At 54.7% G+C, this 21,957-nt stretch carries 18 protein-coding genes; 14 read left to right on the top strand and 4 right to left on the bottom strand.

Translation table 11 applies throughout. From position 1 onward, the window contains the following. Positions 1–337: 337 nt before the first annotated feature. The gene (locus tag R5268_RS06630; RefSeq protein ID WP_218454858.1) at positions 338–1,183 is read right to left on the bottom strand and encodes a 4Fe-4S dicluster domain-containing protein; all 846 of its coding nucleotides are present in this window, start codon (positions 1,181–1,183) and stop codon (positions 338–340) included. Between the two features lie 333 nt (positions 1,184–1,516). Between R5268_RS06630 and dmsA the strand changes: the two genes are divergently transcribed. From dmsA to dmsD, 4 genes are all read left to right on the top strand, one after another. Next, positions 1,517–3,970 (top strand): dimethylsulfoxide reductase subunit A, encoded by a 2,454-nt coding sequence (gene dmsA / locus R5268_RS06625; RefSeq protein WP_317418976.1) that lies wholly within the window; start codon positions 1,517–1,519, stop codon positions 3,968–3,970. Positions 3,971–3,981: 11 nt separating this feature from the next. Further along, complete coding sequence (locus R5268_RS06620; RefSeq protein WP_046895077.1) at positions 3,982–4,599, top strand: DMSO/selenate family reductase complex B subunit; 618 nt, start codon at positions 3,982–3,984, stop codon at positions 4,597–4,599. A gap of 1 nt (position 4,600) precedes the next feature. Then, positions 4,601–5,461: a DmsC/YnfH family molybdoenzyme membrane anchor subunit gene (locus tag R5268_RS06615; protein WP_317418977.1), complete on the top strand. Its 861-nt coding sequence runs from the start codon at positions 4,601–4,603 to the stop codon at positions 5,459–5,461. An 85-nt stretch (positions 5,462–5,546) separates the two neighbouring features. After that, on the top strand, positions 5,547–6,158 hold the full coding sequence (gene dmsD / locus R5268_RS06610; protein ID WP_317418978.1) for a Tat proofreading chaperone DmsD: 612 nt from the start codon (positions 5,547–5,549) through the stop codon (positions 6,156–6,158). A 66-nt stretch (positions 6,159–6,224) separates the two neighbouring features. Here the strand turns inward: dmsD and R5268_RS06605 are convergent, their stop codons facing one another. Further along, positions 6,225–6,515, bottom strand: coding sequence for a hypothetical protein (locus tag R5268_RS06605; RefSeq protein WP_218454862.1), 291 nt, complete (start codon positions 6,513–6,515; stop codon positions 6,225–6,227). Between the two features lie 91 nt (positions 6,516–6,606). Here R5268_RS06605 and R5268_RS06600 point away from each other — a divergent pair, with 91 nt between their 5' ends. From R5268_RS06600 to R5268_RS06570, 7 genes are all read left to right on the top strand, one after another. Beyond that, positions 6,607–7,491 carry a helix-turn-helix domain-containing protein gene (locus R5268_RS06600; RefSeq protein WP_182105722.1) on the top strand — a complete coding sequence of 295 codons (885 nt, stop codon included), beginning with the start codon at positions 6,607–6,609 and terminating at the stop codon, positions 7,489–7,491. A gap of 101 nt (positions 7,492–7,592) precedes the next feature. After that, positions 7,593–9,308 (top strand): ATP-binding cassette domain-containing protein, encoded by a 1,716-nt coding sequence (locus R5268_RS06595; RefSeq protein ID WP_218454864.1) that lies wholly within the window; start codon positions 7,593–7,595, stop codon positions 9,306–9,308. Further along, positions 9,298–11,001 carry an ABC transporter ATP-binding protein gene (locus R5268_RS06590; RefSeq protein ID WP_317418979.1) on the top strand — a complete coding sequence of 568 codons (1,704 nt, stop codon included), beginning with the start codon at positions 9,298–9,300 and terminating at the stop codon, positions 10,999–11,001. Before R5268_RS06595 ends, R5268_RS06590 begins: the two co-directional genes overlap by 11 nt. Positions 11,002–11,047: 46 nt before the next feature. After that, positions 11,048–13,210, top strand: coding sequence for a TonB-dependent siderophore receptor (locus tag R5268_RS06585; protein ID WP_317418980.1), 2,163 nt, complete (start codon positions 11,048–11,050; stop codon positions 13,208–13,210). Further along, on the top strand, positions 13,210–13,473 hold the full coding sequence (locus tag R5268_RS06580; RefSeq protein ID WP_107680135.1) for a hypothetical protein: 264 nt from the start codon (positions 13,210–13,212) through the stop codon (positions 13,471–13,473). The genes R5268_RS06585 and R5268_RS06580 overlap by 1 nt, the downstream gene beginning before the upstream one ends. After that, the gene (locus R5268_RS06575) at positions 13,428–14,909 is read left to right on the top strand and encodes a PepSY-associated TM helix domain-containing protein (protein ID WP_317418981.1); all 1,482 of its coding nucleotides are present in this window, start codon (positions 13,428–13,430) and stop codon (positions 14,907–14,909) included. The genes R5268_RS06580 and R5268_RS06575 overlap by 46 nt, the downstream gene beginning before the upstream one ends. Next, positions 14,897–16,144, top strand: coding sequence for a RhtX/FptX family siderophore transporter (locus tag R5268_RS06570; protein ID WP_046895070.1), 1,248 nt, complete (start codon positions 14,897–14,899; stop codon positions 16,142–16,144). Before R5268_RS06575 ends, R5268_RS06570 begins: the two co-directional genes overlap by 13 nt. On the opposite strand, the gene yiiM is transcribed toward R5268_RS06570, so the two are convergent. Beyond that, positions 16,115–16,804, bottom strand: a complete 690-nt coding sequence (gene yiiM, locus R5268_RS06565) for a 6-hydroxyaminopurine reductase (RefSeq protein WP_317418982.1) — start codon at positions 16,802–16,804, stop codon at positions 16,115–16,117. The genes R5268_RS06570 and yiiM overlap by 30 nt on opposite strands. Before the next feature lie 88 nt (positions 16,805–16,892). Further along, positions 16,893–17,513, bottom strand: a complete 621-nt coding sequence (gene sodA, locus R5268_RS06560; protein WP_052927161.1) for a superoxide dismutase [Mn] — start codon at positions 17,511–17,513, stop codon at positions 16,893–16,895. 369 nt (positions 17,514–17,882) lie between these two features. On the opposite strand from sodA, the gene acs reads away from it, so the two are divergent. The 3 genes from acs to R5268_RS06545 all read left to right on the top strand — a co-directional run bounded on the left by acs (position 17,883) and on the right by R5268_RS06545 (position 21,875). Beyond that, entirely contained in the window at positions 17,883–19,838 is a 1,956-nt protein-coding gene (gene acs, locus R5268_RS06555) for an acetate--CoA ligase (RefSeq protein WP_317418983.1), read from the top strand. Between the two features lie 73 nt (positions 19,839–19,911). After that, entirely contained in the window at positions 19,912–20,223 is a 312-nt protein-coding gene (locus tag R5268_RS06550; RefSeq protein ID WP_107680139.1) for a DUF485 domain-containing protein, read from the top strand. Beyond that, positions 20,220–21,875, top strand: coding sequence for a cation acetate symporter (locus R5268_RS06545; RefSeq protein WP_182105740.1), 1,656 nt, complete (start codon positions 20,220–20,222; stop codon positions 21,873–21,875). The genes R5268_RS06550 and R5268_RS06545 overlap by 4 nt, the downstream gene beginning before the upstream one ends. Positions 21,876–21,957: the final 82 nt, after the last annotated feature.

Genomic DNA, 21,957 nt, shown 5'->3' with positions numbered 1-21,957 from the left:
TTTGAAGGATATGTTGAATGCTAATGTGGCATTGTTTTATTATGTTTTCAATCGGCTAATTATTATATTTTCACCATCGTAATAATTGTGTTTTATGGCGGAATTTTAGTCTGTTACATGTCATTTTTTGATGTATTTTGTGTGATTATGTGTTTGTAATTTATTGGTTATAACTTCATTGTTTTTTTACACATAAAATATGAATTTATATTCATAAAATAATATCAAATCTTTAATGTTGATTAATTGTTTTTTTATGTGGCGCAATAGTGAATATATAATTCTTAATCTGAATGATTACAGATTATATTAATTTAATCATCCGGATTTAATATCATTAAAGCCAGCCTTTTTCTTTGCGGGAACGACATACCGGGCACAATGTCTGCCCCTGCTGCCAGCTCATAAAAGGCAGATGGCAACTGCTGCACCGGGCATCAAAATACGCATAACGAACCGGTTGACTGTTTTTTTCTGCCTGCGGTATGACATCAATCGCTTTCGGGAAGCAGACATCGCGGCAGCTCATGCAGCCGCTGCATTTCGTTTTATCCACGGTAAACTGATTATCCGCAATCGTGATCGCACCCTCCTGGCACACTGCCGCGCAGGCGGTACACAAAATACAGTTTTCTGTATCCGGGCGCACATCAAACCAGCTGTCATCCGGCCAGAGTTTTTTACGTTCATTCAGTCCGGTTATGGCGCGGCCGGTATTCAGCCCCGCACTGACGGTTTTCTGCCGGAATAAGGCAAAGCGCTTTCCGGTATCCACTTGCGGCGGCGGGATGATGGTCAGTTGCCAGACCTGCTCACCGAGCGCTTTCAGGCGCAGATTGAGCTCCGCCAGCACCGGCAGCCAGTTATCGGTTTCCGGCTCTGTTATCTGTATTCCGCGGATATGGTACTGCCGGTGCCAGACCAGCAGCTCTTCCGCACTGGCTGGTGTTTCTTTCTTTTCCACCACCAGTTGTCCGTGATTGTTATAGCTGCGTTCGCGGACAGGTATGTGTTCAATCGCATCAGAGGGGCAGACAAACAGGCAGTTTCCGCACTGAAAACAGCGGTCGTTATCAATTCTGACATCAAGATAGCCGAACGTTACCGCATCTGCCGGGCAGCAGGCGGCACAGTTATCACACTGACTGTTTTTGAGTTTCTTCCTGACACAGTGATCATTCACTGTCGGTGGTATAGTTTTCCCGCCGTTTATCAGGTAGTTGAGTGCGCTGCGTCTGATAACGTTAACTCCTTTTCCCGATCATCATAGTAATCTGACCACCATTTTCCCATGACCGGAAGCTGCCTGCCCCCAACGGGATCAATAATCTGCGTTTCACAGACTCATTTCTTGATACAAAACAACCCGGCTGAATCGTAAAACCGTAAAATAAATGCAGGTTATTGTATTTCAAATACTTTATTGCGAATGGTTACCAGTCGCGATCAGACAATAAGCCGTTAACCGGCAATAACAATAATAACGATAACAAAATCAATTAAGCGAGCAATGTATATGACAAAGATGAAAAAAACGTCGTTGTTCACCGCGCCGCTGACGCGCCGCGGGTTTGTCAAAGCCTCCGGTGCGGCGGGCGGTCTGGCAGTTGCGGCAGGCGGTCTGTCTCTTCCGTTCAGCCATGCGGCATCTGCCGCTGAGAATACCTCTGCACCTGCGGCGGCTTCTGATGAAAAAGTGGTCTGGAGCGCCTGTACGGTTAACTGCGGCAGCCGCTGCCCGTTACGGATGCATGTGGTTGACGGTGAAATCAGATATGTGGAAACCGACAATACCGGTGATGATGTCTACGAAGAGCTGCATCAGGTACGCGCCTGTCTGCGCGGCCGATCCATGCGCCGCCGGGTATATAATCCGGATCGTCTGAAATACCCGATGAAACGTGTCGGTAAACGCGGCGAAAATAAGTTCGAGCGAATTACCTGGGAAGAGGCATTTGATACCATCGCAGACACGATGAAACGCCTGATCCGCGATTACGGTAACGAATCCATTTATCTCAACTACGGTACCGGTACCCTCGGCGGCACCATGACCAAATCCTGGCCGCCGGGAGCAACACTGATCGCCCGTCTGATGAACTGCTGCGGCGGTTATCTGAATCACTACGGCGACTACAGTACCGCGCAGATTGCGGCCGGTCTGAACTACACCTACGGCGGCTGGGCGGACGGTAACAGCCCGTCAGATATTGAAAACAGCAGGCTGGTGGTGCTGTTCGGTAACAACCCGGGCGAAACCCGCATGAGCGGCGGCGGTGTGACCTATTATGTTGAGCAGGCACGCGAAAAATCAGATGCCCGTATGATTATCATCGATCCGCGCTATACCGATACCGGGGCAGGACGCGAGGATGAATGGATACCGATCCGTCCGGGAACAGATGCCGCCCTGGTCAGTGCACTGGCGTATGTGATGATTAACGAAGATCTGGTGGATAAGCCGTTCCTCGACAAATATTGCGTCGGTTATGACGAAACCACCATGCCGGCCGGTGCACCGGCCAACGGTCACTATAAAGCGTATATTTTAGGTGAGGGGCCGGACGGTGTGGCGAAAACCCCGGAATGGGCAGCCAAAATCACCGGTATTCCTGCCGCGCGGATTGTGAAACTGGCGCGCGAAATCGGGACTGCCAAACCGGCTTACATTACCCAGGGCTGGGGTCCGCAGCGCCGTTCAAACGGCGAAACCGCATCCCGTGCCATTGCCATGTTGTCAATTCTGACAGGCAACGTGGGGATCAACGGCGGTAACACCGGTGCACGTGAAGGCTCTTATGCCATCCCGTTTGTCCGTATGCCGACGCTGACCAATCCGGTGCAAACCAGTATCTCCATGTTTATGTGGACAGATGCCATTCTGCGCGGCGAAGAGATGACCGCCACCCGCGATGGTGTGCGCGGTAAAGACAAGCTGGATGTGCCGATCAAAATGGTCTGGAACTATGCCGGTAACTGCCTGGTAAACCAGCACTCCGAAATCAACCGCACCCATGACATTCTTCAGGACGAGAGCAAGTGCGAGATGATTGTGGTGATCGATAACCACCTGACTTCCTCCGCCAAATACGCCGATATCCTGCTGCCGGACTGCACCGCCTCCGAACAGATGGATTTCTGTATGGATGCTTCCGCAGGTAACATGGGGTATGTGATTTTTGCTGATCAGGCGATCGCCCCGCGCTTTGAAAGCCGCAACATCTATGACATGACCAGTGAAATCGCCAAACGTATGGGCGTCGGTGAACAGTTTACCGAAGGCCGTACCCAGGAAGAGTGGCTGCGTCACCTGTATGAACAGTCCCGCGCCGCGTTGCCGGAACTGCCGGAGTTTGATGAATTCCGCAAACAGGGCATTTTCAAAAAACGTGACCCGCAGGGACACCATGTCGCGTACCGCGATTTCCGCGAAGATCCGCAGGCTAATCCGCTGACCACACCGTCAGGTAAAATCGAGATCTATTCCGCGCAGCTGGCGGAACTCCGTGATACCTGGGAACTGAACGACGGCGATGAGATCCATCCGCTGCCGGTCTATTCCGCAGGCTTTGAGCATGCCGGTGACCCGCTTCAGGAAAAATACCCGTTACAGATGACCGGTTTCCACTACAAATCCCGGACTCACTCCACTTACGGCAACGTTGATGTGCTGAAAGCCGCCTGTCCGCAGGAACTGTGGATTAACCCTGTTGATGCCGCGAAACGCGGGATTGCGCACGGCGATAATGTGAAGGTCTTCAACGATCGCGGGGAAGTGCGCGTTAATGTGAAAGTCACACCGCGTATTCTGCCGGGTGTTGTCGGTCTGAGTGAAGGCGCATGGTACAGCCCGGACGGTGATCGTATCGATCACGCAGGCAGTATCAACGTGTTAACCACTCAGCGCCCGTCGCCGCTGGCGAAAGGGAATCCGTCCCATTCCAACCTGGTTGAAGTCGTTAAGGCCTGAGGAAGCGAATTATGTCAACGCAATATGGTTTCTACATTGATTCAGGTCGCTGCACCGGCTGCAAAACCTGCGAGCTGGCCTGTAAAGACTTTAAAAACTTATCTCCGGACGTGAATTTCCGCCGCATCTATGAATATGCGGGGGGCGACTGGACAGAGCAGGATGGGGTGTATCAGCAGAATGTGTTTGCTTACTATCTCTCCATCTCCTGCAACCACTGTGATGACCCGGCCTGTGCCAAAGTCTGCCCGAGCGGTGCGATGCACAAACGGGAAGACGGCTTTGTGGTGGTGAATGAGGAAGTGTGTATCGGCTGCCGCTACTGCCATATGGCGTGTCCGTACGGTGCACCGCAGTTTGATGAGGTCAAAGGCCACATGACCAAATGTGACGGCTGTTATGAGCGCGTCGCGGAAGGTAAAAAACCGATTTGTGTCGAATCCTGCCCGCTGCGGGCACTGGATATGGGGCCGATTGAGGAACTGCGTGCCAAATACGGCACACTGGCGGAAATCGCGCCGCTGCCGTCTGCGGAATACACACATCCGAATATCGTTTTAAAACTGAATGCCAACAGCCGTCCTGTCGGGGATACCACAGGCCATCTGGCGAACCCGGAGGAGGTATAACATGGGATCGGGAATTCATGAATGGCCGCTGATGTTCTTTACCACCATCGGGCAAAGTGTGGCGGGGGCGTTTATTGTGATGGCGGCAGTGCTGCTGTCCGGAAAACTGTCTCCGGAGATGAACCGTAAAGTGCATTACAGCATGTTCGGCCTGTGGGTGCTGATGGGCGTGGGTTTCCTGCTCTCTATGATGCACATGGGTACACCGCTGCGCGCATTTAATGCGTTTAACCGTCTGGGCAGTTCGTCACTCAGTAATGAAATCGCGGCAGGTTCGATCTTCTTCGCTGCCGGTGGTTTTTACTGGCTGCTGGCAGTGCTGAATAAAATGCCGGCGGCGCTCGGTAAACTCTGGCTGCTGATGGTAATGGTTCTCGCGGTGGTCTTTATTTACGCCATTCCGCAGGTTTACCAGATTGCCACGGTGCCGACCTGGTATACCCCGTACACGACAATTCACTTTGTGCTGACAGCGCTGCTGGGCGGACCGGTACTGGCTGCTCTGCTGCTGCGGATTGCCGGATTTGACCTGCGCTGTATCAGCTGGCTGCCGCTGGTGAGTATTATCGCGCTGGTGGCGAGTGCGGTTGCGGTGACCTCACAGGCGTTTGATCTGGCCTCTATCCGCAGCTCAGTACAGAGCGCATCCGCGCTGGTGCCGGAGTTCGGCCTGTATATGGGCTGGCGTCTGGTTCTGCTGGTTCTGGGTCTGGCCTGCTGGATCCTGCCGCTGGTGAAACGGGCGAATCCGCCGGTGATCATGATGCTGGCCGGTTTTATCCTGGTGCTGGCGGGGGAAATCATCGGCCGCGGTATTTTCTACGGGCTGCACATGACAGTGGGTATGGCCTATCTGTCCTGATACAGTCAGCGCGTATCCTGTTACTGTTTTCCGTCCGGAAATCGTGGCAGGATACGCCGGTATTTTATGGCGGGGAGCCTGAGTTATGAATGAGCAAGCAGTCAGCGATATTGCCTTAACGGCCCGTATTCTCGGGGCGGCATTTTATTATCCGCCATCAGAAATCGCACAGATAACGGAACTGCTCTCTTCCGGTGAGTGGGTGGCGGAATGGCCGTATGGTGATGACGCACAAAAGCAGAATGCAGCGCAGAAACTGAATACCGCTGTCAGCGGGGAGGAAACGTTACCGCAGGCGTATCAGCGGCTGTTTATCGGCCCGCAGGCTCTGCCCGCATCACCGTGGGGTTCTGTCTGGCTGGATAAAGAGCAGGTGCTGTTCGGGGATTCCGCAGTTGCCCTGCGTGAATGGATGCGTGCACATCAGGTGGATATTGCGCTGTCGCAGAATGAGCCGGAAGATCACATCGGTTTGTTACTGATGATGGTGGCCTGGACAGCGGAAAACCGTCCTGATGCCCTGAATTCACTGCTGGCGGAACACCTGCTGCCATGGGCACGTTTCTATCTGGCACGTATGCAGGAAAGATGCGGAAGCCCGTTCTATGAAGGATTATCTGCCCTGACCGCCCTGACACTCCGCGGCTGGCAGGATGCTTTGCTGGTGATCCCGGCGGAGAAAACTATCTTCGCCTGACGTACCGCTGCATCAGAATAAAAAGCGCCTCCGGTCTGTACCGGGGGCGCTTTTTTATGGCAGATATTACCGGCCGAGGTCAAATTCATTAATTTTTGCCAGCATCTCCGGGTCATTGCGGTATTTTTCACGCAATACTTTCTGCTGCTCTTTAGCCGGAGGACAGGTTTCATCCAGTGCTTTTCTGATATCTTTTTTCTGATCTTCCGGCAGGGATACATCCCATTCACCAGAGAAATAAATGCAGTTTTCTGCATTATCCGTAAAGATTTCCATCTCATCCGCACTGTTCTGATCTGCCGCGGCGGCAGACAGAGAAAGCGCTGCCAGGCTCAGCAGCATTATCAGGTGTTTCATCCGTGTCTCCTGTTTTAAATGATAATAATTGTCATTTGATGTTTTTTTTGCCAGTATAGCCCGGTATTTCACCAGACGACGGTCGGGCCTTATGACTGAAAACGCATCTTTATCCTGTATCCCGCCTCTGCATAAACAGGTGGCGGAATATCATTTCCGCGACAAAATTCTGCTGCGTCAGGGGATCATGTCTGTCAGCGATGATATTGCGCTGGAAGAACGTTATGACGCGGGGCTCAAACTGATCGTTGTTCACAGCGGCCGGGTTCACAGCGAAAGCACCGGCGGACAGCAGATTACGATCGATTCACCGGCAGTTTTTATTGCGGCGGGCAGTGATAATTACACATTACAGAATCGGTTTAAAGCCGGTGTACCCCTGCATTACACACTCTTACAACTTTCTCCTGACTGGCTTGAACAGCAGCAGATTCTGTTGCCGGCAGTTTTCGGCAGCGGACAGGCGCTGTCGCTCCGCCATATCGCTCTCGGCGGCCGGATCGCTGCCTGTGCGGGACAACTGTTTGACAGTACGGTACAGGATGCACTGAAACCGCTTTACTATGCCGGAAAAGCCGGTGAATTCGCGGCATTGTGCCTGCAACAGGTGATAGCCGCACCGGCGGCGGCACATAAACCGCTCAGCCGCCGGGAAATAAGCGGTCTGCAACGGGCAGAAGAGATCCTGCGTGATGAAATGGAAAACCCGCCGTGCCTGGAACAACTGGCGCTGCGTACCGGGCTGAACAGCCGCAAACTGACTCAGGGATTCAGGCAGAGGCATGGTCAGTCTGTTTACGGCTGGTTGCAGGAACTGCGCTTACAGACGGCCTGGCAGATGCTGACCACGCAGGGTGAGGCGATATCTGCCGTTGCGTATCATGTGGGTTACACCCCCGCCCATTTCTCGGTGGTTTTCCGCAAACGCTTCGGATTGGCGCCCGGGGATGTGCGCAAACGGCATTTTTGTAACTGAATGTCCGGCAAGCGAAAGAAATAGCCCCGCAAACGAAAGGGTTGCCGCTGGTGACATAACCGGCTGTCCGTTACTCTCCGCAGAGGACTGCGGAGAACATCATGTATCACGACTTACGGGCGTTGTTGCGCCCCTTTTATACCCTGCTGGTGACAGCACTTTTCTTTCAGACGATCGCCGGTATCGCCTCGTTGTTACCCTGGCTGGCACTGTATCAGTGGGCGGATGCACAACCGGCCGGCCATAACGGCTGGCTGGTGGCTGCGGCGGCCGGTGGTGTTATCTGGCTGGCGGCTCAGACACTGGCGTTTCATCTTACCCACATCACCGATGCCCGTTTCAGTTACCGGCTGCGGCTGCAACTGGCGGAGAAAATGCGCAATCTGCCGCTGAACTGGTTTGTTCAGCAGGGGCGCAGCGGGGTGGATCAATATGTGCAGCAGAATATCAGCGCACTGCATCAGCTGGTTGCGCATGCACCGGCCGATATTGTCCGGCTGATACTGGTTCCGCTCCCGGCGGTACTTTTACTGTTGCTGATTAATCCCCTGTTGCTGATCCTGTCACTGCTGCCGGTGTGCGGGGCATTTTACTGTTTCCGGCTGACCCGTTCTGAACGCTGCCGCGATATTTTTGCTCAGCGTGATAACGCATTACGTGCATTATCCGGTGATTACCGGACTCTGGCCGAAAACCCGCTGATTGCGCAGCAATTTCCCGGCCGCGGCATTGTGCGCAAAACCGAATTATCGCTGTCACATTTCCTGTCTGTTTTTCATCAGTGGGTCATCAAAACCGGCCGTCCGGCGGCAATGGCACAGATCCTGCTCAGTTCGGTTCTGCTGGCGGTCTGGCTGCTTCTCTGTGCGTTTGTGACCGGGCAGACATTATCGGCACCGGCATTGATCCTGTTTATTCTCCTGCTGCGCAGTATCGCAGAGCCGGTTGCGGCGATGGGGCACGGCGCCGATGCATTGCAGGCCGGCGCCCGTGCCGCCGCGCGTATCAGTCAGTTGCTGCGGCAGCCGGAAATTACCTGTGGCAGCGGGCAGTATGATAATACCGCTCTGCTGCCGCAATCAGTACCGCTGGAGGTACTGAATATCTCACTGCATGCCGGGGAAGGGCACACACAGACATCTGTACTGCGTGATGTCTCGTTTTCGCTGGCGGCAGGGGAAAGTGTTGCGATTATCGGGCCGTCCGGTGCCGGTAAAAGCTCGCTGCTGAGGCTGATTGCACGTTTTATGCTGCCGGATACCGGCGATATTCTCCTTGCAGGCAGGCCGCTGTCTGCATGGTCACATACCGGGCTGAACCAGCTGGTGACGATCGTGATGCAAAACAGTGAGCCGCTGCCCGGCACGCTGCGTGACAATCTGCTGCTGTTTAACCCGCAGGCTTCGCAATCACAGATACAGCATGCGGTCACTGCCGCCTGTTTTGATGAGGTGATTGCGGCACAGGCGAAAGGGATTGATGCGCTGATCGGCACCGATGTTCAGCTTTCCGGCGGTGAAGCGCAACGGCTGGCCATTGCCCGCGCCCTGATTGCGCAAAGTCCGCTTCTGCTGGCGGACGAACCGACATCCGCACTGGACCCGGAGAACGCCGGTATGATTTTTGATGTGCTGCTCAGCAGCCCGGGAACCCGGCTGATTGTCACGCATGACCTTATACTGGCAAGACGCGCGGATCGGATGCTGTTTATGGCTGACGGCACGATTGCCGCAACCGGCACACATGAGATGCTGATGGCGGAGTGCGCGGCATACCGGGAATTTATCACGCAGCAGGAGAAACAACATGAAGCATGATCCGCTGAAAGCGCTGGTTTATTCCCTGAAAGGACCGGTATTGCTGATGACCACCGGTGCGGTACTTGAAGGGATCTGCGGATTACTGCTGATCCCGGTGATCCTGACTCTGCCGTCTGATCCGCTCCCGGCGCTGCGGAATCTGGGGATCGCGTCCGTTATCACGCTGATCGTACAGTATATTGCCCTGCAACAGGGCTTTCTGGCCGGAACAACCGTGATGCGCCGCCTGACACTTGCACTGATCCGGCATATCCCGCGCCGTCTGTCACCGGATAACAGCGCCGGGGAATTACTGACGGGAGCACTTATCCCGGCGGCGGCGATTCCGGCGCATCTGCTTTCCCCGCTGATCAGTACCGTCATGATACCGCTGACGATTGTTACCGGTCTGCTGTTTTACTCCCCCGTGACGGCGCTCCTGTTTGCCGTGACCGCCGGTATACTGATTGCCGCACTCCGCCTCAGTGCGCAGCGGCTGAAACGGGATGAAACCGGACTCCTCCGCGCCCGTGCCGGGGCTGCGCAGGCGCTGGGTGATTTTGCATTCCATCAGGCATTGTTGCGCAAAAGCGGTCAGATGAGCGGAGCAGTACAGCAATTACAGCAGACACTATCGGCACAGCATGAATCCCAAATCAGGCTTCTGCGCCGCAGCCTGCCGTATCACCTGCTATCCGGGCTGCTGATCCAGCTGATTTTTATCGTGATTCTGATCGCAGGTGCATGGCAGGTTTCTCACGGCACAATCACACTGAACGGCTGGCTGGCGGTGATGGTGCTGATCGCCCGTTTTATTGAGCCGCTGAACCAGCTTTCCCATATTGATCAGGCGCTGCGCCAGGCGAAGGCTGCGCTGAATGCGGCAGAGCAGGAACTGAGGGGGGAAACCCGCTGTTCACCGGCACACAGCGGAAAACCACAGTCAGCCGGGATCTCGGCTGAGTCGCTGACAGCACTGTCTGATGACGGAAAAACGTTGCTGCATGGGGTATCAGTGACTTGTCCGGAGAACAGTCTGACCGTCATTACCGGCCCGTCCGGTGCCGGAAAAACCACATTACTGCACCTGCTGGCGCGGACAGCTGATCCGCAGAGCGGAACGATCCGCTACGGCGATCTGCCGGTGACGTCGCTGTCTGAAACGGTACTGGCATCGTTCCGTCAGCTGGTGCCGCAATCTTCCCGGCTGCTGCGCGGCTCTCTGCGCTGGTCACTGTTACAGGGAGCTGCAATCCCGGACGATGCGGAGTTGCTTGCGCAACTGCGGAAAACAGGTCTGCACCTTACCGCGGCACAACTGGATGACGACACCGGTGAACAGGGTGATCACTTTTCCGGGGGCGAAAAGCAGCGGTTGTGTCTGGCCCGGGCGCTGTTTGCCGCACCGGCGATACTGCTGGCGGATGAACCGACCGCCAGTCTCGATGCGGTCAGCCGTGATAACGTCATCCGTCTGCTGGCTTCGTTTCCGGGGACACGGATTGTGGTGACGCATAGCCCGGCACTTGCCCGTGCAGCTGACAGGGTTATCGTGCTGGACAACGGTTATCTCTGTGCGCAGGGCACTCCGGCGGAAGTCGCACAGCAATCTGACTGGTTCGCCGGTTTTTGTGCCGCCGGACAGAAGACCGCTGAAATTGATCGGCAATCGACAGAAATTGTCCGGCAATCGAAACCGCAGATTATCTGAAACGGATAAAATGATAACGATTATCATTTCATAAGCCGGAACAGACATGACGCGCCTGACAATAACACATACACAGCAAACACCCGGTTTACCGGCCCGTTTCACACTCAGCAAACACACACTGATGTGCGCACTGCTGCTCTCAGCGCTGCCGTCAGCGGCAGAGACAACCGCGCCGGACACCGGTGATGTCATTGTGGTCACTGATCGCCCGGCTGCCGCCGGGGATGACTATATCGCGCCCGGTGTCACCACGCTGGGGAAAATGGCACTGAAGCCGCGTGAAATCGCACAGTCGGTCAGTGTTATTGACCGGACGCAGATTGAACAGCAGAACCTGAATACACTTGATGATGTGATGAGCCGGGCGACCGGCGTCACCAGTGCGCCGTTTGTTCTGCTGACCACGGCGTATTATACCCGGGGTTTTAAAGTCGATTCTTTTGAGCTTGATGGCGTGCCCGCTCTGCTCGGTAATATGGCCTCGTCGCCGCAGGATATGGCAGTGTATGAAAGGGTGGAAATTCTGCGCGGCTCTAATGGCCTGCTGCATGGTATGGGTAATCCGGCTGCGACTGTGAATATGGTACGTAAACATGCTCCGCACCGGGATCAGGCGAATATCACGCTGACGGCCGGCAGCTGGAACCGCTACCGTGCAGAGGCGGATGCCGGGGGACTGCTCAATGAATCGGGCAGCGTGCGTGGCCGGGTTGTGGTGGCGTGGGAAGATCGTGATTTCTTCTACGATGTGTCTGACCAGCAGACACGGCTGATCTATGCCACCGTGGATGCGGATCTCACACCGGATACGCTGTTACGTACCGGCCTGCAATATCAGACCATTGATTCTGTCACTAACATGGCCGGTGTCCCGATGGCGGCCGACGGCAGTGATCTGCATCTGCCGCGTGATACGTATCTGGATGTCAGCTGGGATAAATTCAAATGGGATACCACCCGTGCCTTTGCGCAACTGGAACATCAGATTAATGATGACTGGCAGTTTAATACCCATCTTGATTATCAGCATGTAAAAGCCCGCCTGCTGTATGCCGGGGCATGGGGAAATATTGACCCTCTGACCGGGGATGGCGCGATGCTGACAGGCGGCGCGTATAAATTCCGTAACCACCAGCTGAGCCTGGACAGTAATGTGACCGGCAAACTGACCGCCGGCGGCTTACAGCATGATCTGATAGCCGGAATCAGCTATGCCGGTGCGCAGGAAGAGCAGCTCACTGCTGCTTTTGATACACCGTTCAATGTGCCGGTCAATGTCTACCGCTGGGATCCGCACAGTGTACCGGTGCCGGGCATAGGCGCGTATTCATCGCCGGGAACCACAAAAACGATCCGCAAAGGCCTGTATACCATGGGACGGATCAAGGTTGCGGAGCCGCTGACAGTGGTGGCCGGAGCCAGAGCGGACTGGTGGCAGGTACGCAAGCCGGATGCAAAATTTACCGAAGACGGGAAAATCACACCTTACGGCGGTCTGATCTGGGACTTTGCGCCGGAATGGTCATGGTACGGCAGTTTTTCCACGGTGTATCAGCCGCAGACCGGCAAAACCTACAACGGTAACATGCTGAAACCGGTTGAGGGACAGACACTGGAAAGCGGCGTGAAAGGCTCGTTGCTCAACGGCGGACTGAATGTCTCTGCTGCGGTTTACCGGATTGATATGAAAAATAACCCGCAGGCTGACCCTGAGCACCCGGGCGGCGCCTTTGATACCAACTATATCAGCGGCGGAAAAGTGGTCAGTCAGGGCTTTGAACTGGAAGGAACCGGCTATATCACGCCGTTCTGGGATATCACGGCCGGGTATACCTATACCGACACCCGTTATAAAGAAGACACACAGAATCAGGGCGAAACCTTTAACAGCCTGACACCACGGAATATGGTCCGGGTCTGGACGCAGTATCAGTTACCGTGGAACGAACGGAAATGGAGTGTCGGCGGTGGTGTTCAGGCACAAAGTGAGTTCAGTAATTCCAACGGCCGGGTCACTCTGCGCCAGGGCGGATATGCGGTGGTTAATACCCGGCTGGGCTATCAGATAGATGATAACTGGTCCGCTGCGGTCAATATTAATAACCTGTTTGACCGCCGTTATTACGCCGGATTATTCACCCCGCAGTGGAATAACCGCTATGGCGAGCCGCGTAATATTATGCTGACACTGAAGGCGGATTTCTGATGAAGTCAGCCGGGTTACGGCGGTGGATGATGCTGATGGCGGTCACCGGCTGTGTTGCCGGTGCGGTAACACTGTCTGCGGTGATCACCGTTTTTTATCCCGGCAGTGATGCACTTAACCGTCTCTATGCCGGGGTTTTTATCCCGTTCTTTATCCTGTGCGCCATTCTGTGTTATGCCCTGACATCCCCCGGACCGGGGGCGGTATTTCTGCGGGCATGGAGCTGGTGGCCGCCGCTTTTGCTGCTGCCGGGAGTCTGCTGATGCGTCCGGGACTGAAGGCATCGTTCGCACAACTACACAGGAGTGCGGGGTCTGTATTTGGTGTGGTGCTGTTTATCATCTTATTCAGCGGCACCTGGAGCCTCGGCGGTGACAGCCTGCGTTTGTGGTGGCAGCATCTGCCTGCCGGTGAACCGCTGCCGCTGTCTGTTCTGACAGAGCAGGGGATGGCGCAGCTGCGCGGGGAGAACGGGGTTCACATCGTACTGCCTTCAGACCGTTATCCGGTGATCAGCGTCTGCCGTCATCCGGGGGATTGCCCGGTGCTGCTCAGTGCCGTCACCGGTCAGCCGGTAAGTACTGCCGCACCGACAGATATTCCGGTGACACTCCACAAAAATCTGTTTCTCGGTTTCCCCGGCCGGATGCTGGTCAGCCTGACCGGCGTTGTGCTGACGGTTTTACTGATCACAGGGCTGGTTATTCATCACCGTAAAATCCGGCTGTTGCTGCGTCTCAGATGGCGGCAGGGAATACGGCGCTTTGCCTTTGATCTGCATAACCTGACCGGCCTGTGGTGTTATCCGTGGCTGGTGCTGTTCGCGCTGACCGGTGCACTGTCCGGACTCGGGGCATTCGGGACAATGATGCTGGCCGATCGCGTCAGTCCGCAGGCACCGCAGCAGATTATGCAGCAGCTGATGGGATCATTCCGTGAGCCGGACGCAGCAGGAGAACCCGTGTTCTCATCGGTTACTGAACTGCTTGCGCAGTTACCGGCCCGCTATCCCGGCTTTATTCCGCAGATGGTGTCTCTGCAAAACCCCGGACGTGATGACCGGGTGGTGACTATCAGCGGCGTCCGTGAAGGGCAGCCGGGATCTGCGTATTTTGAACAGCTGCGCTGGCAGGGAACACCGCTGCGACTGACCGGCATCCGTGATTCAGCGGAACAGGGAATCTGGACCCGTGCTTTTATTGCAGTCCAGCCGCTGCATTACGGACAATATACCTGGCTTGCCGGTGCTGCGCCGTGGCTCAGCGCGCTGCATTTTCTGGCCGGATTCGCTGCCTGTCTTCTGACACTGAGCGGTCTGTCGCTGCGGGCACTGAATGCTCCTGACAGTCTCTCATCCCGTTTAACCATCGGCCTGTGCGGTGGCCCGGTACTTGCCTGTACCGTACTGCTGCTCAGTGCGTGGTTCTCCCCGTTATCAGCCCCTGCGGTATTTCCTGCGGTATGGCTGATAACGGTTTTTTTCACCCTTTTGTACCCGTCGCTCAGCCGCGCACTGCTGCTGATTTGTCTGTTCTGTGCCGCCGGATTCGTGTTTGCGGCGCTGGCTCATCTGTTTTCCTGCGCCGGTGCGCAGTGGTATACCGATGCCGCGCTGCTGCTGGCTGCGGCGGGGTGTCTGTTATGTGCTGTTGTGTTATGGCGGAAAAACCGCTGCCGGAGTGAATTATGCATGAACTGATTAAACATCGCCGCCTGGTGATAACCCTGGGCTTTCTGTATCTGGCACAGGGTATTCCGATGGGTATCGCTATGGATGCGCTGCCCGCGATATTACGCCGTGCCGGAACTGACCTTGCGGCTCTGGCGTTTATTCCGCTGGTCGGGCTGCCGTGGGTGGTCAAATTTTTATGGGCGCCGTTTGTGGATAATCACTGGTCTGTCTCTTTGGGCCGGCGGCGCAGCTGGATCATTCCGATGCAGGTGATCGTCACACTTTGTCTGCTGGCACTCAGCCTGACCGGTATTACAGCTGACAATGCCGGTCTGTGTGTTGCCCTGCTCGCGGTGGCTTCTCTGGCCAGTGCCACCCAGGATATCGCCACTGACGGTATGGCGGCGGAACATGCGGGAGGCAGCCTGCTGGCAAATATCAACGCAGTTCAGATAGCCGGTGTGATGGGCGGGTTTTTTCTCGGCGGCGCCGGTATGATGATGCTCAGCGGTGTGCTGGGTCAGCAGGGCGCATTACTGATTTTTACGGCAGTACCGGCATTCAGCCTGATCCTGATCAGCCGTTTCCGGCAGCCGCCGCGTTATCACGCGGACGTCCGGCCTGATGAGGCTCAGGCCAGTCTGCTGAAAACTGTCCGCCGTTCCGGAGCTGTCCGTCTGCTGACGCTGACGCTGTTATCGGCGGTGACGGCGGTTTCCGGTTTCGGGCTGGCAAAATTATTTCTCACCGATGCGGGCTGGGCGCTGGAAGATGTCGGTAAAGCGGGCATGGCGGGCGGAATGGTCACGCTGGTGCTCGGTTGCGGCGGTGGTGCCTGGCTTATCGGAAAAATAGGGGTATGGCGGGCATTTTCGGCGGGTCTTCTGTGTGCGCTGGTTTCATCACTGCTGTGGTTTGCACAGTCTCAGGGCAGTGTCAGTGTCATCATGGTGGCCGTGTGTATTCTGTTCGGCTCGCTCTCTTCCGGGATAACATCGGTGGCAATTATGACGGCGGGGATGCGTTTCGCCTCACAGGCGAAGCAGGCCGGAACAGATATGACAGCGGTGCAAAGCATGCGGGATATCGGTGAAATGGCCTGCGCAATGATGCTGGTCAGCCTGACGGCGGCGATTGGCTATACCGGCGGATTCGTACTGGCGGCAGTGATTGCGCTGGCGGCTCTGCTGTTCACTGTCGCCAATGTCCGTTATCAGCGGCGGGTTCAGTTGTCAGCCGAACGGTCCGGCGAAACCGAATAACCGGCGGTTGAAATCTTCAACCTTTCCGCTGGTCAGGCGGCGCTGCATAGTCAGCGTCCAGCTGGCGGATAAGCCGGGAGCATGCAGCAGACGGCGGTATTCCGTCTCATCGAACGGCAGATGAAACGCAATTGCCACGGCTTCTCTGACAGATACCGCGCTGGTTCGCGTCAGCAGTTTCAGGGGATGCAGTCCGCTGACTTCGCCTTTGCCGATCACGCGGTACAGCCAGCCGGTACGCCCGCTGTCCTGCATCACCTGCGCAAAATCGGACACATCAGTCAGCGGATTGAGCTTATAACAGGGTGAGCGCGGCTGGGTGATCTGGATAACCGCCCCGCCCCACTGATAAATATCGCCGATAAAAACGGTGTCTTCCGTCATACCGAGAGTGGAAATATTTTCCCCGAAAAACGGCGCGACAAAGCGATCCTCAATCTCCGGATACATTATTTTCCAGTAATCGTAGTGTTCGCGGGGATAGTGACATAACGCGCGGTCAGGGCCGCCGTGAAAGGCTTTTTCCGCCTGCTCATCACCGGCGAGTCCGGTGGCACCCAGCTGAAGGACACCTTCAGTCTGACGCTTCTCAATTGCGCTGCGTCCGCAGCGGGCTGTATCCCTGACGGGACCGGTGAAAACTAAAGGTGTGTATGCCATGCCGCCTCCGTATTGAGTGAGACAGACATCATAATCGAAAGCGGGGAAGAAGAATATGTGCGGACGATGTCCGCACATATTTCAGAACTTATTTGGCAGAAGCGAAACGTGCTGCTGCTTCATCCCAGTTGACCACAGACCAGAATGCTTTGATGTAATCCGGACGGCGGTTCTGGAATTTCAGGTAGTAGGCGTGCTCCCACACATCCAGACCGATGATCGGATAACCGGAAGTACCGGAAATCGCTTCACCCATCAGCGGGCTGTCCTGGTTAGCGGTGGAAACGACAGCCAGTTTGCCGTCTTTCAGCACCAGCCATGCCCATCCGGAACCGAAACGGGTTGCCGCCGCTTTTTCAAACTCTGCCTGAAATGCATCAACACTGCCGAAATCGCGTTCGATAGCGGCTTTCAGGTCACCCTGTAATGTGGTGCCGGTTTTCAGGCCTTTCCAGAACATGCTGTGGTTGGAATGACCACCCGCGTTGTTACGGATAAAGGTGCGTTTGTCCGCCGGGAATTTATCGAGCTGTGCGATCAGATCGTCGATATCAAGGTTTGCCATCTCAGGGAAGGCTTCCAGCGCGGTGTTGGTGTTATTCACATACGTCTGATGATGTTTGGTATGGTGAATTTCCATTGTCATTTTATCGAAATGCGGTTCTAACGCATCATAAGCGTACGGTAATGCAGGTAATACATAGCTCATAATTATAACTCCAGTAATTGACCGAACCGCTCACACCATGTGTGAACAGGCTAAACATTATAATGAAACAGATGATAATGAAAATGATTATCAGATCTGTGCGATCTGTGCGGATTCTTTTTATTTGTTATTTTACCGTCTTATTTTAGTTAAATATTTTAGCTAACACTCCCCGCATGATGTCATACACTGATTTTTATCTCAATGGTGATGTTTTATGTCGTTGGTGCTTTTCGCATCAAATGATAACGCTGTGAATCTCCCCTTTTTCAATCCGTGATCTTTAGCGCAAAAAAGAAACAAAGGCGAAACGGCAACTTTATTTAACGTGATTTTGACATAGCATTAACAATTGAAAGGAGATGCATCATGACAAAAATAACGAAATATCCTGTACCCGAAGCAATTGCAAAAAATGCGCTAATCAATCATCAGCAGTATCTGGACGAGTATCAGCGGTCTGTTCAGGATCCTGACGGCTACTGGCGTGAGAAAGGCCAGATTGTAGACTGGATAAAGCCCTATACGCGGGTGAAAAACACCTCCTTCGACCCCGGCCATGTCAGCATAAAATGGTTTGAGGACGGCACACTGAATCTCAGTGCCAACTGTCTCGACCGGCATCTGGCAGAGCGTGGTGACAAACCGGCGGTGATCTGGGAGGGCGACAGCCCGGATGAGTCCCGTACTCTCACCTATCGTGAACTGCATCATGATGTCTGTCAGTTTGCCAATGTCCTGAAACAGCAGGGGATACGCAAAGGTGATGTGGTCGCCATTTATATGCCGATGATCCCCGAGGCGATGGTTGCCATGCTGGCCTGCGCCCGTATCGGTGCGGTGCATTCGGTGATTTTTGCCGGGTTCTCACCGGAGGCGGTGTCCGGCCGTGTGATTGATTCCGGCGCAAAAATGGTGATCACCGCAGATGAAGGTCTGCGCGCCGGACGCACTATCCCGCTGAAGAAAAATGTGGATGACGGCCTGAAAAATCCGGGCGTGACCACCGTCAGCAGTGTGATCGTCTTCCGCCGTACCGGCAATCCGGTGGAGTGGCAGGAGGGGCGTGATATCTGGTGGCACGATGCTGTCAGCGGTGTCAGTGCTGACTGTCCGCCGGAAGAAATGAATGCGGAAGATCCGCTGTTTATCCTCTATACCTCCGGCTCGACCGGTAAACCGAAAGGGGTGCTTCATACCACCGGCGGTTATCTGGTCTACGCCACGCTGACATTCAAATATATCTTTGATTATTATGGCGATGAAGTGTTCTGGTGTACCGCGGATGTCGGCTGGGTGACCGGACACACCTACCTGGTTTACGGCCCGCTGTCCAATGGCGCTGTCACACTGATGTTTGAAGGTGTGCCTAACCATCCGAAGGTCAACCGGATGTGTCAGATTGTCGATAAGCATCAGGTCAATATCCTCTATACCGCACCGACGGCTATCCGCGCCCTGATGGCGGAAGGGCTGAATGCGATTGAAGGCACGTCCCGCAAATCCCTGCGCATTATGGGATCGGTCGGCGAACCGATTAACCCGGAAGCCTGGGAGTGGTATTACAAAACCATCGGCGACAGCCGCTGTCCGATTGTCGACACCTGGTGGCAGACTGAAACCGGTGCCTGCATGATCGGTGCAATGCCGGGAGCAATTGAGCTGAAACCGGGCTCCGCGACCGTGCCGTTCTTTGGGGTTCAGCCTGCGCTGGTGGATAACCAGGGCGACATTCTGGACGGTGAAACAGAAGGGAATCTGGTGATCCTGGATTCCTGGCCGGGCCAGGCACGTACCCTGTTCGGTGATCATGAACGCTTTGAACAGACCTATTTTTCCGCCTTTAAAGGCATGTACTTTGCCGGGGATGGTACCCGCCGTGATGAAGACGGCTATTACTGGATCACCGGCCGGGTGGATGATGTGCTGAATATCTCCGGACACCGTCTCGGTACTGCCGAAGTGGAATCCGCGCTGGTTTCACACCCGAAAATTGCCGAAGCGGCGGTGGTCGGTATCCCGCACAGCATCAAAGGGCAGGCTATTTATGCCTATGTCACACTCAATCACGGCGAAGAGCCGACACCGGAGCTGTATGCGGAGGTGAGGAACTGGGTCCGTAAAGAAATCGGCCCGATTGCCACCCCGGATATTCTGCACTGGACCGACTCTCTGCCGAAAACGCGATCCGGTAAAATTATGCGCCGTATCCTCCGTAAAATCGCCACCGGTGATACCGGTAATCTGGGTGATGTATCAACACTGGCCGACCCGGGTGTCGTCGAAAAACTGCTCGAAGAAAAGCAGGCCATCAAAATGAACTAGCACGCTAACCTCAGTCAGTGCCGGGTTATGCGGCACTGACACTCCGGATAACAAAAACAGAGGAGTATCCTCAATGAGCGCATCCATTTATCAACAGGTGGAGAATGACCCTCGCTTTCAGGAACTGGTCAGAAAACGCAGTCGGTTCTCATGGACACTGTCCGCTATTACGCTGGTGCTGTATGTCAGCTTTATTATTCTGATTGCTTTTGACCCGCAATGGCTGGGCACACCACTCGGTGAAGGTCTGACGATCACCCGCGGGATACCTGTCGGGGTCGGACTGATTGTCAGTGCTTTTGTCCTGACCGGTATTTATACCATCCGGGCAAACGGGGAATTTGACCGTCTGACTGCCGAAATTATCCGCGGGGTGAAACAATGAAAACGCGCCTTTCTGCTCTTCTGCTATCCCTGCTGTTTCCGCTGTTCAGTCACGCTGATGCCATCAGCGGGCCGGTGGAGCGCCAGCCGGTAAACTATCAGGCCATTATTATGTTCCTGATCTTTGTCGGCCTGACACTGTATATCACCTATTGGGCGGCAAAACGGACACGTTCCCGGGCGGAATATTATACCGCAGGGGGGAAAATTACCGGGTTTCAGAACGGGCTGGCGATCGCCGGTGACTTTATGTCCGCCGCATCATTCCTCGGGATCTCCGCACTGGTCTACACATCCGGGTATGATGGTCTGATTTACTCCATCGGTTTTCTGATCGGCTGGCCGGTGATCCTGTTTCTGATTGCGGAACGTCTGCGTAATCTCGGCCGTTATACCTTTGCGGATGTGGTCTCTTACCGCCTGAAAGCACGTCCGATTCGTGTGCTCTCCGCCAGTGGTTCGCTGGTGGTGGTGGCGTTATATCTGATCGCGCAGATGGTGGGTGCCGGTAAACTGATTGAGCTGTTATTCGGGCTGAATTATATCGTGGCGGTTGTGCTGGTCGGTATTCTGATGGTGTTTTATGTCCTGTTCGGCGGCATGCTGGCAACGACCTGGGTGCAGATTATCAAAGCGGTTCTGTTACTTGCCGGAGCCAGTTTTATGGCGCTGATGGTGATGAAAGCCGTGGATTTTAACTTTAACACCCTGTTTAAAGACGCGGTTGCGGTACATAAAAACGGGTTGGCGATTATGAGCCCGGGTGGCCTGGTGTCAGATCCGGTTTCTGCATTATCCCTGGGACTGGCGCTGATGTTTGGTACTGCCGGGCTGCCGCATATTATTATGCGCTTCTTTACGGTCAGTGATGCCAAAGAAGCCCGTAAAAGTGTGTTTTATGCCACCGGATTTATTGGTTACTTCTATATTCTGACCTTTATCATCGGTTTCGGTGCCATTTTGCTGGTCAGTCCGAATCCGGTATTTAAGGATGCAGCGGGGGCTCTGATCGGCGGCACTAACATGGCGGCGGTACACCTGGCGGATGCGGTCGGCGGTAACCTCTTCCTCGGCTTTATCTCTGCGGTGGCGTTCGCGACAATTCTGGCGGTTGTGGCCGGGCTGACCCTGGCGGGTGCATCCGCGGTTTCCCATGATTTGTATGCCTGTGTGATCAAAGACGGCAAAGCCAATGAGCGGGATGAATTAAAAGTCTCCAAAATCACCGTTATTATCCTCGGGATTGTCGCCATCGGGCTGGGTGTTCTGTTTGAAAAACAAAATATTGCCTTTATGGTGGGGCTGGCCTTCTCTATTGCGGCGAGTTGTAACTTCCCGATCATCCTGCTTTCCATGTACTGGAAACGGCTGACCACACGCGGCGCACTGGCAGGAGGCTGGCTGGGATTGGTAACCGCAGTCGTACTGATGATCCTGGGTCCGACAATCTGGGTGGGTATTCTCGGACATGAAAAAGCGATTTATCCGTATGAATATCCGGCACTTTTCTCAATGTTTGCTGCCTTTATCGCAGCCTGGCTGGTGTCTGTGACGGATAACTCCGCACAGGCTCAGGAAGAACGAAGCCGCTTTGAGGCGCAGTTTATCCGCTCTCAGATCGGGCTGGGAGTTGAGCAGGGCAAATCTCACTGACAGAGGTGACAGCGCGGTTTCCGGCCCGGGGACCGCGCTTTTCTTTTTCTCCGCCACTTGTTTTATCAGGTTGTTAATGGTT

Origin of the sequence: Morganella sp. BCCO 40_0007, assembly GCF_032989665.1 — a bacterium.
In the GTDB taxonomy this organism is placed as follows: domain Bacteria; phylum Pseudomonadota; class Gammaproteobacteria; order Enterobacterales; family Enterobacteriaceae; genus Morganella; species Morganella sibonii.
Note: the sequence above shows the minus strand (reverse complement) of the source record. Positions and strands in the feature narration are given on the sequence as shown.